Raw genomic sequence first — 12,785 nt, 5'->3', positions numbered from 1 at the left:
CGATACGAAAAGCGGTTTCGCGCCGGTTACCCGGTCATTGTTATGTCTGCGCGCTCATTTCTCGATCCGCGAGAAATCGGCGACGTGGTGCACCGCATCGCGGATGCGGGCGAGCAGCGCCAGCCGGGCGGTACGCTTCGCGGGATCGGCGTCGTTGACCGTCACCGCGTCGAAAAAGGCGTCGATCGGCGCGCGCAGGCTGGCCAGCGCCGCCATCGCCCCGGCGAAATCCTCCGCCGCCACCGCCCGCTCCGCCAGTGGCTCGGCCGCATCGAGTGCCGCGATCAGCGCCGCTTCCGCCGGCTCGGTGGCATAGTCGGGTGCCGCCCATTCGCTGTCGGTGACGCCTTCCTTCTTCAGGATGTTGGCGGCGCGGCGATAACCGGCGAGCAGGTTGGCGCCGTCCTCGGTCGCGACGAAGGCCTGGAGCGCATGGACGCGGGCGAGCAGGCGGACAAGATCGTCCTCGCCGCCGAGCGCGAACACCGCGTCGATCAGGTCGTGGCGGACGCCGGCTTCCTTCTGCTGGACCTTCAGGCGGTCGACCATGAAATTCCAGAGATAGTCAGTCACGGGAATGGCTGTTCCGCGCCTTGCAATCTCGGCGTCAGTCAAAGCCTTATCTGGCGAATGCCCCAGCCAACCTTGCCTTACCGCCTCGCCAATGTGCAGCTTCAACCCGTTGCGCTCGAGAAGGTTGATGATCGCGATCGCCGCCCTTCTTAGGGCGAACGGATCTTTGGAGCCGGTGGGGTACTCCTGGATCTCGAAGAAGCTGCATAGTGTATCCAGCTTATCCGCCAGGCTCACCGCCACCGTCACCGGCGCGGTCGGCACGGCGTCACCCTGACCGACCGGCTTGTAGTGGTCGCGGATCGCTTCGGCGACTTCGGCGGGCTCGCCCTGCGCGGCGGCGTAGTAGCCGCCCATGATGCCCTGCAACTCCGGGAACTCGCCGACCATGCCGGTGACGAGATCGGCCTTGCACAGCCGCGCCGCCCGCTCGGCCAAATCAGCCTGTCCCCGTCCATCCCGAGCGCAGTCGAGGGACGCACCCAGTCCGGCATCCTGCGTCCCTCGACTGCGCTCGGGATGGACGGATGGGGGCGGGGAATTGGCCGGAGCGGATGTGCCGACGATGCCTTGCTCGACCAGCCAGCGGGCGAGCTTCGCCACCCGGTCAACCTTGTCGGCGACGGTGCCGAGCTTTTCGTGGAAGACGATCTTTTCTAGCTTGGGCAACTGATCCTCAAGCCGGACCTTCAGGTCGGTCTCGTAGAAGAAGCGCGCGTCGGACAGACGGGCGGCGAGCACCTTGCGGTTGCCCTCGACGATCCGGGCGCCGCCATCGGCCGCCTCGATATTCGCCACGCAGATGAAGGCGTTGGCCAGCGTGCCCGCCGCGTCGCGGCAAACGAAATATTTCTGGTTCACCCGCGCGGTGAGCTGGATCACTTCCGGCGGCACGGTCAGGAAGTCCGGGTCGAAGCGGCCGAGCAGCGGCACCGGCCATTCGGTCAGCCCGGCATTTTCGGCGAGCAGCCCGGCGTCCTCGACCAGGTTCAGCCCGGCACCGTCGGCCAGCGCGGCGGCGCCCTTCGCGATAATCGCCGCCCGCTCACCGGCGTCGACGATGACATGGGCGGCGCGCAGCTGATCGGCATAGGTCGCGGCGCTGGCGATGCGGATCGTGCCGCTGCTGTGGAACCGGTGGCCGACGGTGCTGTCGCCGGCGGCGACCCCGGCGATCTCGAACGGCACCACCGCGCCGTCGAGCAGCGCGATGATGCCGTGCAGCGGCCGCACCCAGCGCAGGCTTTCGGTCGACAGCGAGTCGGTGCCCCAGCGCATCGATTTTGGCCAGGGGAATGCGCGGACGATTGCCGGCACCGCTTCCGCCAGCACCTGCGCGGTGGCGCGGCCGGGCGTCTCGACATGGGCGAACCACACCCCGTCGCGCTCGACCAGCGCGTCGCGGCCAAGCCCGGTCTTGCGCAGGAAGCCGTCGATCGCCTGATCCGGCGCGCCGACGCGCGGGCCTTTCAATTCCTCGCTGACCGCCGCCGTTTCCAGCGGCAGGCCGCGCGCGATCAGCGCCAGTCGGCGCGGGGTGGCGAAGGTCTCGATCGCCTCGGCGGCCAGCCCGGCCTTGCCGACTTCCTCGGCGAACAGACGGGCAAGGTCGTCGCGCGCCCGCGCCTGCATCCGCGCGGGGATTTCCTCCGACTGCAGCTCAAGCAGGAAATCAGCCATGACGGGCGCCTTCCTGCTGGCGGGGCGGGGTGCGTCCCTCGACTGCGCTCGGGATGGACGGTTGGGGTGCGCGCGAAACGGCTGTGGTTGATCGGATCAGCCAAGACCCGTCCATCCCGAGCGCAGTCGAGGGACGCACCAGCCCGATACCGGTCACGCCGCCCACCCGTGTTTTTCCATCCACCCGGCGCAGCTGCCCTTGGTCAGGTCGCGGACGCGCCCGATATAGGCCTGCCGCTCGGCGACGGAGATGACGCCGCGGGCGTTCAACAGGTTGAAGACGTGGCTGGCCTTGATCGCCTGCTCATAGGCCGGGATCGGCAGCTTCGCGTCCAGGCACCGCTCGCACTCCGCCGCCGCCTTGCGGAACAGGTCGAACAGCGTGTCGGTATCGGCGACCTCGAAATTCCAGGTCGACATCTGGCGTTCATTCTCAAGGAACACGTCGCCATAGGTGACGCCTGTGTCGTTGAACGCCAGGTCGTAGACATTGTCCTTGCCCTGAATGTACATCGCCAGCCGTTCCAGCCCGTAGGTCAGCTCCGCCGCCACCGGCTTGCAGTCGAAACCGCCCATCTGCTGGAAATAGGTGAACTGCGACACTTCCATGCCGTCGCACCACACTTCCCAGCCCAGCCCCCAGGCGCCGAGTGTCGGGCTTTCCCAGTCATCCTCGACGAAGCGGATGTCGTGGGCGGCGGCATCGACGCCGATTGCCGCCAGGCTGCCGAGATAGAGATCCTGCACATCGGGCGGGCTGGGTTTCAACACCACCTGATACTGGTAATAATGCTGCAGCCGGTTGGGGTTCTCGCCATAACGACCATCGGTCGGGCGACGACTCGGCTGGACGAAGGCGGCGTTCCACGGTTCCGGCCCCAGCGCGCGCAGCGTCGTTGCCGGATGGAAGGTGCCGGCGCCCATCTCCATGTCGTAAGGCTGGAGGATGACGCAGCCGCGCGCGCTCCAATAAGCGTGGAGCGTCAGGATCATCTGCTGGAAACTGGGCGTCTTCGCCTCTGCCAAGATCGTTTCTTTCGCGGTCGCACAAAATATGGCGCCGCTTTGGCGGATGGCGGCGGCGGAATCAAGCAAAGCGCAAGACGAAGCGACAAAGCCGGGCTATGGGCGGGGGCGATGACACGCCTTCTTGCCCTGCTGCTGATGCTGCTCGCCGCCCCGGTGGCGGCGCGAAACGCCACCCCCGCGCTGTGGGTGGTGAAGGACGCGGACACGACGATCTATCTGTTCGGCACCGTCCATGTCCTGCCCGCCGACATCGACTGGCTGCACGGTAAGGTGAAGGCGGGCCTGGACGCCGCCGACGAGCTGGTGATCGAGATGATCGCGCCGGAGGACGGCAGCGCGGGACGGACGATGCTGGCGCGGGCGATCGATGCCGACGGTCCGCCGCTCTGCACCAAGATGGCGGTCGCCTGCCCGGCCTATCAGGCGGCGCTCGCCGCGCTTGGCGTGCCGGCGGGGGCGTTCGAGCGGATGGAGCCGTGGTTCGTCGCCACCACCCTGTCGATCCTGCCGTTGCAGGCGCTTGGCTATTCGGCCGAAACCGGGGTTGAAAAGGCGCTGACCGCCGCCGCCAGGGCCGCCGGCAAGCCGATCGGAGAGCTTGAGACATTCGACCAGCAGCTCGGCTATTTCGATTCGCTGCCGGAACCGCTGCAGGTCGCGTTCCTGAACAGCACGGTCGAGGAACTGCCCCGGCTGAAAGAGGAAATGGCGAAGATGGTCGACGCCTGGGCGGCCGGCGACTCGGAACGGCTGGGCGCGATCATGAACGAGTCGCTGGCCGAGAATCCGGAGATCGCGAAGCGGCTGCTTACCGACCGCAATGCCCGCTGGGCAGGCTGGATCGAGGCGCGGCTCGGCCGGCCGGGCACCGTGTTTGTCGCGGTCGGTGCCGGGCATCTTGCCGGCAAGGACAGCGTGCAGACGATGCTCGCCGCGCGCGGCATGATGACGGCGCGGGTGCGCGATTGAACCGCGCGTTGTCGCCGGCGGTTCAGCTTCGTAGCGCTACGTACGGGCAGATGAGCCGCCTGTTCCGATTACTCGCGCCGGTCGCGGCGCTGCTGATTTCCGCCTGCGCCGGCTCCGGCCAGGCCGAAAACGCCCGTCCGGCCCTGTGGCGCGTGTCCGATCCGGACACGACGATCTACCTGTTCGGCACCATCCACATGCTGCCCAAGAATTACCGCTGGCGCACGGCGAAGTTCGACGCGGCGCTGGCCCGCTCCGACACGCTGGTGATGGAGATCGCCGATGTCAGCAACGCCGCAGGCAATGCCGAGGCCTATCGCGCGGTGGCGACGGCCGCCGGCCTGCCACCGATCCTGGACCGGGTGCCGGCAGACAAGCGCGCCGCATTGCAGACGGCGATCGACAAAGTCGGGTTGAAGCCGGCGCAGCTCGACCGGCTGAAGACCTGGGCGGCGGCGCTGGCGATCGGCGGGGCGAGCAGCGCCGCGACCGGGGCCAGCCCGGCCAACGGCGTCGACAAGCAGCTCGGCAAGCTGTTCGGCGATTCCGGCAAGCCGATATTGGGGCTGGAGACGACGGCGCAGCAACTCGCCTATTTCGACACGCTGCCGGAAGACGCGCAGCGCCAGCTGCTGACCGGCATGCTCGACGGGGCTTCGGGCGAGGCGGACGACGTCACCCGGATGATCAAGGCCTGGGGCCGGGGTGATGTTCGCACCATCGCCGTCACCTTCGATGAGGAACTGAAGCTGTCGCTGACCCTGGCGGACCGCCTGATCCGCCAGCGCAATACCGCGTGGACAGCATGGATCGAACAGCGCCTCGCCACACCCGGCACGGTGATGGTCGCCGTTGGCGCCGGCCACCTCGCCGGCAAGGACTCGGTGCTGGAAATGCTGAAAGCGAAAGGCCTGAAAGTCGAGCGGCTGCAATAGCCCATCCCGACTCGGATCGTTAAAGGCAGCTCGTCCGTATCACCCCCGCGCGTCAGGGACCGTATCGCGCCCTATTGCTGGTTCAGGAACGAGTCGGAGATCGAGCAGGCGGCCGGGCCGAGGATGACGATGAACAGCACCGGCAGAATGAAGCAGATCAGCGGCACGGTCATGATCGCCGGCAGCCGCGCGGCCTTCTCCTCCGCCCGCATCATCCGCTCGTTGCGGAATTCGGCGGACAACACGCGCAGCGCCGAGGCGAGCGGCGTGCCGTATTTCTCGGTCTGGATCATCGTCGTGACGACGCCGCGAACCGCTTCCAGATCGACGCGGTTGGCAAGATTCTCGAACGCCTGACGGCGTTCGGTCAGGAAGCCGAGCTCGATCGAGGTCAGCATGAATTCGTCGCCCAGTTCCGGATAGCCGCGCCCCAGCTCACGCGCGACCCGGCCGAAGGCCGCGTCGACGGTCAGGCCGGCTTCGGCGCAGATCACCAGCAGGTCGAGCGCATCGGGCAGGCCCTTGCGGATCGCGGTGCTGCGCTTGGCGATCTGGTTCTTCAGCCAGATATCCGGCGCCTTGTACGAACCGATCAGCACGCCGGCGACGAGCAGGAACTTCTTCATCGGCGACCAGGTCGGGAAATAGTCGATGCCGTAGACGAGCAGCAGGATGAAGCCACCGGCGAGCAACGGGATGACCAGCCGGCCGAAGATGACGGCGACCGCCGCATCCTTGGAGCGGATGCCAGCCTGCATCAGCTTCTTCTGCGCTGCCTTCAACTGTTCGTCCTGCAGCACCTTCAGGCTGGCGAGGAACGAACGCATCCGCTGCGTCGTCGCGCTTTTGGCGCCGAGCTTCGCCCGGCGGCGGGAGGCCGGGGCGGTAATGCCCGCCTTCAGCTGCTCGCGGCGGTCGTTCAGCGCCTTGACCCGGCGGGCCATCGGATCGCGAACCGTCGTCGCCGCATAGAGCGCGACCAGCACAAAGAAAGTGGCGACCGCCGACAACAGCGTCGCGACCCAGAGGACGTCGACACCCAGCAGCGTCGGGCCAGCGGCAGGAATCTCACCCATGATGAACGCCTTCTCCGCTCAAATCTCGAAATTGACCATCTTGGCCATGATGAAGCCGCCGATCGACATCCATACCAACCCGCCCAAGCCAGCGATGATCAACCGCTCGTCGGTGAAGAAGCCGCCAAGATATTTGGGGTTCATGATGTAGACGAGCGTGAAGACGATGAACGGCAGCGCGCCGACGATATAGGCCGACGCCTTCGATTCCGACGACATCGCCCGGATCTTCAGCTTCATCTGTGCGCGCTTGCGCAGCACGTCGGCAAGGTTGGACAGGGTTTCCGCCAGATTGCCGCCGGTCTCGCGCTGGATCGCCAGGGTAATGACGAAAAACTGGAATTCCGGCGTGCCGAGGCGTTCCGCCGTTTCCTGCAGTGCGGCGTCCATCGTCCGGCCGATCTTGATCTTGTCGCTGACGTTGCGGAATTCCTCGCCAACCGGGCCGGGCACCTCGGTCGACACCACGGTCAGCGTTTCCGAGATCGGCAAGCCGGCGCGCAGGCCGCGGACCAGCAGTTCGATCGCATCGGGAAAGCGGGCGGTGAATTTGCCGATCCGCCGCTTGACCATCATGCCAACGACGAAATGCGGCACGCCAAGACCGACAAACAGCGCAACCCCGACCGCCAGCAGCAACGGCGCACCGCGCAACTCGAGCAGCAGGAAAACCAGCGCGAACAGGCCGATCGAGGCGAGGGCATATTTGCCGACGCTCCAGTCCTTGCCGGTCATCGCCAACCGTTTGCGCAGCAGTTCCGGATTGGGAATGAACCGGGCCAGCGCGCTGTCCATCCGCGTCTCTCGTGCGGCAAGAATACGGCGCATCTGCGCCTCTACCACGCCGCCGGCGTTGCCGGTGTGCCGTTCGCGGATCATGCCGATCCGCCGCCGCTGGACCTTGTCGAGCGACGGCCCGGCGAAGGCGACGAACAGCATCGCGCACACGCACAGCATGCCGAACAGGACCAGAAGCAGCGGAAGCAGGGCCATCAGCAATTCATCCAAGCTATCGCCCGGCGGCGCGGTGGCGCCGCCCGACGGTTCAGTTCTTCTTCGCCTTCGGCATCATCGCCTTCAGGCCACCCAGCTTGCCGAGCAGGCTTGGCTTGCGGCCGTCTTCAGGCGCCGCGTTCTCCTCGCCATCCTCGAACGAAGCGACGAGCCGGGCGGCAAGCGCCTGCAGCGCCTGGCCGACCTTCGCGCCCTTGCCCGCTTCAGCGAGCGGCTTACCAAGCTTAGCCGCCTGGGCCGCGACCTTGGCATCATACGGGACGACGAAATCGACCTTGCGCTCGATCGAGGTTTCGAAGTCCTTGCGCGCCAGTTCGCCGACACCGGCCGCCGCCACCCGGTTTGCGACCACGAACGGCACCGCCTGCGGCGCGTTGGCGCGCAACCAGGCCAGCAGGCGAATGACGTCGCGCGCGGCCGCCAGCGTCAGTTCGGTGACGATGACGACGCTGTTGATGTCGCTGATCAAGTGCGGATGCTGGACCAGCATGTGGCGCGGAAGATCGACGACGGTGCATTCGAACGCCGCCTTCATCTCTTCCTGCAACTGGAACAGCGCAGAGCCGTCGGACGCCATCGGCTGATGGATCGGCGCCTCCGCCGACAGCACCGCCAGCTTCTCGTTCGACTTTACCATCGCACGTTCGATGAACAGCCCGTCGATACGGCTTGGATTCTCGATCGCGTCGGTCAGGCCACGGCCCGGCTCAAGGTCAAGCGCTAGCGCACCGGTACCGAAATGGACGTCAAGGTCGAGCAGCGCGGTCGAGCGACCACCCTTCTCGCCGAACAGCCAGGCCAGCGAAGTCGCCGTCGTCGAGGCACCAACACCACCACGCGCACCAACGACCGCAACCACCAGGTGCGGACGCTCAGCCGCCGCTGGTTCGGCGTTGCGCGGCGCATTGAACGCCGCCTGCGCCTGCGCGAAGGTGTCGCGCAACTGATCGGGGCTGAACGGTTTCAGCAGGTAATCCTGAATGCCGCTGGCGACGAGATCGCGGTAAAGCCGCACGTCGTTCACCTGGCCGGCGGCAATCACTACCGTGCCCGGCTCGCACACTTCGGCGAGCGCATTGATGTCGTTCAGCGGATCGCCCGATTCGGACAGGTCGACGAACAGCACGCTCGGGCTAGCCGACACCGACAGCGTCTGCACCGCGTTGCGTAGCCCGCCCTTGTTGACCTTGTCGGCCGACCAGCCGAGTTCGACCGCGATCGGCCGCAGCTGATCGGCGGTAGCGTCGTCGCAGACGAAGGCGATGAACGGTTCGCGCGAATTCCCCGCGCGCGAAGGACTCCAGGGCGCGTTCATCAGTTGCTGCCTTTCGATGTGGTTTCGGACTTCAGATCGCCGTCGCCGCTTGGCTTGCGTTCGCGATACTGCTTGATCGCGCGGCCGGAGGTGCTGGCGTCATTGGCGCCGGCCGGATCACGGCCGTGGATCAGATCTTCCGGATTGGCGACCATCGCGGCGAGGTTGGTGCTGACCGAGCAACCGTAATTGGACATGTTTGAGCCAGTCATCTCGGTCGAACCACGGCCCCAGTCGGGGCAGGTCGGCACTTCGGCACGGGTGCGGCTGACAACGACACGGACGGCGCCCGGCGGGATTTCCCCCGCGGTGACCGGCGCGGTGTCGGCCAGCATCAATCCCTGTTCGGCGGCAAGCTGGGCGACCGCATCCCGCGCGTTCGCGCCACCATAGGCAGCCTGATCGTCAACCGAAATGCGATCGCCGTAGCCGATCCGCATCGAAGCGAACCAACCAGCCAGCCGTTCGCGCTCACCCGGAGCCAGGCCGGCACCGCCGCTGGCGAGGTCGATGACATAGTCGGTGCGGCTGACCACCGGCTGATGCACGGTCTCCAGCCCCTGGTTGAAACCGGTGCTGCCGGTGCCGCAGGCGCCAAGACCGAGCGAGAGCACGATCAGCGTCGATGTGGAAAGGCTACGCATGATGCTGTTCTCCCCGCGGATCACTTGAACGAGAAACCGGGCGCCACCGCCTGGCTGTTCTGCTTGCCCCTGCCTGCGGCCGACGCCTGCGGCGCGGGCACCGGCGCCGGCACGGTGGTGGACGTCGTCGGTGGCGCCATGGTCGGCACCGGCCGCTTCTCGCCGGTCTTGCCGTCGAATGTCTTGTCGAGCAGCACGCGCTCGACATCCGTCGGCGCCTTGTATCCGTCGGTCGGCAGCGCAAGCTGGTTGGCCGAAACCGGCCGGACCAGATAGGGCGTGACGATGATCATCAGTTCCGTCTCCTGCCGCCGGAAGCGGGTGGAACGGAACAGCGCACCGAGGATCGGCAGGTTGCCGAGCCCGGGCGCCTTATCGACGCTGTTGTTGTGCGTGGCACTAAGCAACCCGCCGATCATGAAGCTCTGGCCGGACCCCAGCTCGACCGTCGTTTCGGCACGACGGGTGGTCAGGGCTGGCACGCTGAAACTGTTCAGCACCACCGCGCCAGCGCTGGTCAGCTGCGACACTTCCGGCCGGACGCGCATGGAGATGCGACCATCGGCCAGCACCGTTGGCGTGAACGCCAGGCTGACACCGTACTGCTTATAATCGATCGTGACCTGATTCAGCCCCTGGCTGATCGGGATCGGAATTTCGCCACCGGCCAGGAAGCTGGCGGTTTCACCCGACAGCGCCGTCAGATTTGGGTTGGCGAGCGTTGTCACCAGGCCGTCGGTTTCGGCCAGGTCCAGCGCCGAGGCGATGTCGAGGCCGAACAGCCGGCCGGCGAGGCCGATGCTGGTTTTCCCAGCGCCAAGGCCGAGCTTCGCCATGTCATAGGCAGTGCCCGCCTTGGTGATGAACTGGCCGGTCGTCGGATCGAACGGCAGCTTCAGCGAACCGCTGGGCAGGCCGAAGATCGACGAGGCGTCGAGCTGCGGCAAGCCGGACAGGTCGGTATTGCCGATCGAGCCAAAATTGCGCCCCTGGGCGACGCCGAACAGGAACCCGCCGGTCGTGTCGCGGCTGAGCAGATTGACGCCGATTTCCTTGACGAGATCGCGATTGACCTCGGCGATGCGGACCTGGAGGTTGACCTGCAGCGGCGTCGCGTTGCGCAGGCGGCTGACCACCTGCGTTTCCTCGCCGACGAAGGCGGTGACCAGGCGTTCCGCCTCGGCCGCGTCGTCCGGGTTGGCGACGGTGCCGGTCAGCAGCACCAGCCCGTTCATCGGCGTGACGACGATACGGGCATCCGGCATGGCCAGCGACAGCATCTGATCGACCGTCTCGACGTTGGTGCCGACGCGAACGTTGGTCGAGAAAACCACCGCGCCGTTCTTGGCCGTCGCGTAGATCGTCGTTTCGCCGGCATCCTTGCCGAAGATGTAGAGCTGGCGTGGCGAGCGGACCTGGACGTCGGCCACCTTGTCGTTGGCGACGAACAGGTCGCTCATGGGCGCCGACAGGTTGACCAGCCGGCCGCGGCCCTTCGACAGGTCCATGGTGGTGGTCGGCGCCTGCGTGGTCGGCGCGGCGAACAGCGGCGCGCTTGCCGCGATCGTCGCGGCGGCCAGCGCGGCGGCAATCGCCGGACCGACGGTGCGGCGCATCTGCGTCTTCAGATCGAACATCTTATTTACCCCCCACCGCGACGTCGGTGATCGTGTTGCCGCGCGCCACCCGGACCACCGGGCCTTCCGGGCGCGGACCGATCATACCGGTGCCGCCGTTCGCCGCGCCGTTGCCGGCGGAGCTTTCCTTGGCCGGTACGGTGCGGCGTTGAAACCGCGACACGTCCGCGCCGGTGACGAAGCTGTCATTGGACTCGATCGGGCGCGACGCGATCTGCAGCAGCATCTGCTTTTCCGCCTTCGGGTCGCCGTTGCCCGGCACCGTCACCTCGCCGGCGGCGATCGCCCGCTCGAGCTCCGCAGCATTGTCGGCGATCGAGCGCAGCGACAGCGACAGCTGGCCGACCGTCTGCGCGACGGCGATCTTCTCCGCGATGCGCGGCGTCGCCTCGAGCGTAACCGTCGAGAAAGCGAGCACCTTGGTCTTGCCGTCTTCGTCGGTGCTGTCTGTGCGCTGATCGGTAGCGAGCACGCGCAGATTGCGCACGAACGTTTCCGAGGTCTTGAGCGGCGGGCCATCGCCACCGCCGCGCACCTCCTGAGTCACCACCAGATCGATGCGATCGCCAGGGAACACGAAGCCCGCGACACCGCTGGACGCGGACACCGCCACCGTCACCGCGCGCATGCCCGGTCCAAGCGCCGCGGCCAGGAAGCCGCGATCGCCGGGCTTAACCAGCGCGCCCTGAGTCAGCGGCTGACCGGCGGTGACCGCATAGCGAACGACACGGCCGACGAGTTGCTGCGGATCGCCACCTTCCTCGCCCTTGACGAAGTAGGCCGACTGCATCAGCTCCTTCGGCCAGGGCTGATAGCGAAATGCGTCCTGTTCGACGATCGTACCGATCGGCAACGCCTTGGTCGCCACCAGAACCTGCGGCGAATCATCGGGCACCGCCGCTGCCTGAGCAGTGGGTGCCGTGGTGCCGGACATCAGGCTGCGTGCCATCAGGGCGGTAATCACCGCGATGACAAGCGCACCGACCAGCAGAGCGATCTTCTTTCCATCCATGACGTTCAGTCGCCTCCCGCGCGGACCGCAAAGGTCCCGGCACGTTTCATCAAGTAAATTGGTTAAAATATCGTTCGGTAATCACCCACAGCCCGGCGACGGCAATTGCGACGCCGTAGGGTATTTCAAGTTCGGTACTTGCGCGCCGCAGCTTGTGGACCGCCAGCATGCCCAGAGTGAGCACGCCGCCGACGATGGACATGACGATCAGCATCTGGACGATGGACAGCAACGGCAGCCACAGCGCCAGCGCGCCGAGCAGCTTGACGTCGCCGCCGCCCATGCCGCCGAGCATGAAGACGATGGCGAAGATGGCGAACACCGCCGCGCCCAGCCCGAGCTGGATCGCCATGTCGGGCCAGGGCGCCAGCCCGGACGCCCACCAGTAGACCGGCGCGAGCAGCGCAATCGCGATGTTCAGGCCGTTGGCGATCGTCCGATCATGCAGGTCGTTGGCCGCCGCGCACAGCAGCAGCAACGCCAGGATGGCCAGAAGCGCCAGAGACAGTGATTCCCCCCACATGCTTAAAGCTCTAGACGCCACGACTTGCCAAACCGTAACCAACGCCGGTGATTCCGCTGTCCGACTCAGTCCGCCGACGCCTTCCGGAAGGAGCGACGCTGGCGCCGTGGGCGGCCGCCGACGGCTGGCCGCTGCGCCATTTCCGCTGGGATTCAAACGCCGTGCCGCCGCGCGGGTCGATCCTGTTTCAGGGCGGTCGCGGCGACATTCCGGAGAAATATTTCGAGGCGTTCGCGCGCTGGCACGCCGCCGGATGGGGTATAGAATCATTCGACTGGCGCGGTCAGGGCGGGTCCGGTCGGCTGTCGGCCGATCCGATGGTCGGCCATGTCGAGGACTTCGCGACGTGGATCGCCGACCTGGCTCGCTTCTTCGCCG

General features: G+C 66.6%; 11 protein-coding genes and 1 pseudogene. 3 read left to right on the top strand and 9 right to left on the bottom strand.

Annotation, left to right across the window (positions count from 1 at the left end):
- Positions 1-54: 54 nt before the first annotated feature.
- Positions 55-2,253 (bottom strand): glycine--tRNA ligase subunit beta, encoded by a 2,199-nt coding sequence (glyS, locus tag ACMT1E_RS00060; RefSeq protein ID WP_414901393.1) that lies wholly within the window; start codon positions 2,251-2,253, stop codon positions 55-57.
- 153 nt (positions 2,254-2,406) lie between these two features.
- On the bottom strand, positions 2,407-3,246 hold the full coding sequence (locus ACMT1E_RS00055) for a glycine--tRNA ligase subunit alpha (RefSeq protein ID WP_414903479.1): 840 nt from the start codon (positions 3,244-3,246) through the stop codon (positions 2,407-2,409).
- Between the two features lie 144 nt (positions 3,247-3,390).
- Between ACMT1E_RS00055 and ACMT1E_RS00050 the strand changes: the two genes are divergently transcribed.
- Positions 3,391-4,251: a TraB/GumN family protein gene (locus tag ACMT1E_RS00050; protein ID WP_414901392.1), complete on the top strand. Its 861-nt coding sequence runs from the start codon at positions 3,391-3,393 to the stop codon at positions 4,249-4,251.
- A gap of 50 nt (positions 4,252-4,301) precedes the next feature.
- Positions 4,302-5,186 (top strand): TraB/GumN family protein, encoded by an 885-nt coding sequence (locus ACMT1E_RS00045; RefSeq protein ID WP_414901391.1) that lies wholly within the window; start codon positions 4,302-4,304, stop codon positions 5,184-5,186.
- 71 nt (positions 5,187-5,257) lie between these two features.
- Here ACMT1E_RS00045 and ACMT1E_RS00040 read toward each other — a convergent pair whose 3' ends face one another.
- The 7 genes from ACMT1E_RS00040 to ACMT1E_RS00010 are packed head-to-tail and all read right to left on the bottom strand — an operon-like array spanning position 5,258 to position 12,407.
- Positions 5,258-6,262: a type II secretion system F family protein gene (locus tag ACMT1E_RS00040; protein WP_414901390.1), complete on the bottom strand. Its 1,005-nt coding sequence runs from the start codon at positions 6,260-6,262 to the stop codon at positions 5,258-5,260.
- Positions 6,263-6,280: 18 nt separating this feature from the next.
- The gene (locus ACMT1E_RS00035; RefSeq protein ID WP_414901388.1) at positions 6,281-7,255 is read right to left on the bottom strand and encodes a type II secretion system F family protein; all 975 of its coding nucleotides are present in this window, start codon (positions 7,253-7,255) and stop codon (positions 6,281-6,283) included.
- Positions 7,256-7,307: 52 nt separating this feature from the next.
- On the bottom strand, positions 7,308-8,591 hold the full coding sequence (locus ACMT1E_RS00030) for a pilus assembly protein CpaE (protein WP_414901386.1): 1,284 nt from the start codon (positions 8,589-8,591) through the stop codon (positions 7,308-7,310).
- Positions 8,591-9,235 (bottom strand): CpaD family pilus assembly protein, encoded by a 645-nt coding sequence (locus ACMT1E_RS00025; protein ID WP_414901384.1) that lies wholly within the window; start codon positions 9,233-9,235, stop codon positions 8,591-8,593. Before ACMT1E_RS00025 ends, ACMT1E_RS00030 begins: the two co-directional genes overlap by 1 nt.
- Positions 9,236-9,255: 20 nt before the next feature.
- On the bottom strand, positions 9,256-10,872 hold the full coding sequence (locus tag ACMT1E_RS00020) for a type II and III secretion system protein family protein (RefSeq protein WP_414901382.1): 1,617 nt from the start codon (positions 10,870-10,872) through the stop codon (positions 9,256-9,258).
- A 1-nt stretch (position 10,873) separates the two neighbouring features.
- The gene (gene cpaB / locus ACMT1E_RS00015; protein ID WP_414901381.1) at positions 10,874-11,884 is read right to left on the bottom strand and encodes a Flp pilus assembly protein CpaB; all 1,011 of its coding nucleotides are present in this window, start codon (positions 11,882-11,884) and stop codon (positions 10,874-10,876) included.
- A gap of 49 nt (positions 11,885-11,933) precedes the next feature.
- A complete protein-coding gene (locus ACMT1E_RS00010; protein ID WP_414901379.1) occupies positions 11,934-12,407 on the bottom strand; it encodes a prepilin peptidase in 474 nt (157 codons plus the stop codon).
- Between the two features lie 47 nt (positions 12,408-12,454).
- Here ACMT1E_RS00010 and ACMT1E_RS00005 point away from each other — a divergent pair.
- Positions 12,455-12,721, top strand: a pseudogene (locus ACMT1E_RS00005) (alpha/beta hydrolase); the annotation flags it as partial.
- Positions 12,722-12,785 lie beyond the last annotated feature (64 nt).

The sequence above is a fragment of the Sphingomonas flavalba genome (assembly GCF_047553045.1).
Taxonomy (GTDB): Bacteria; Pseudomonadota; Alphaproteobacteria; order Sphingomonadales; family Sphingomonadaceae; genus Sphingomonas_L; species Sphingomonas_L flavalba_A.
The sequence above is the reverse complement of the archived record's forward strand: the minus strand, read 5'-3'. Positions and strand labels throughout refer to the sequence as shown.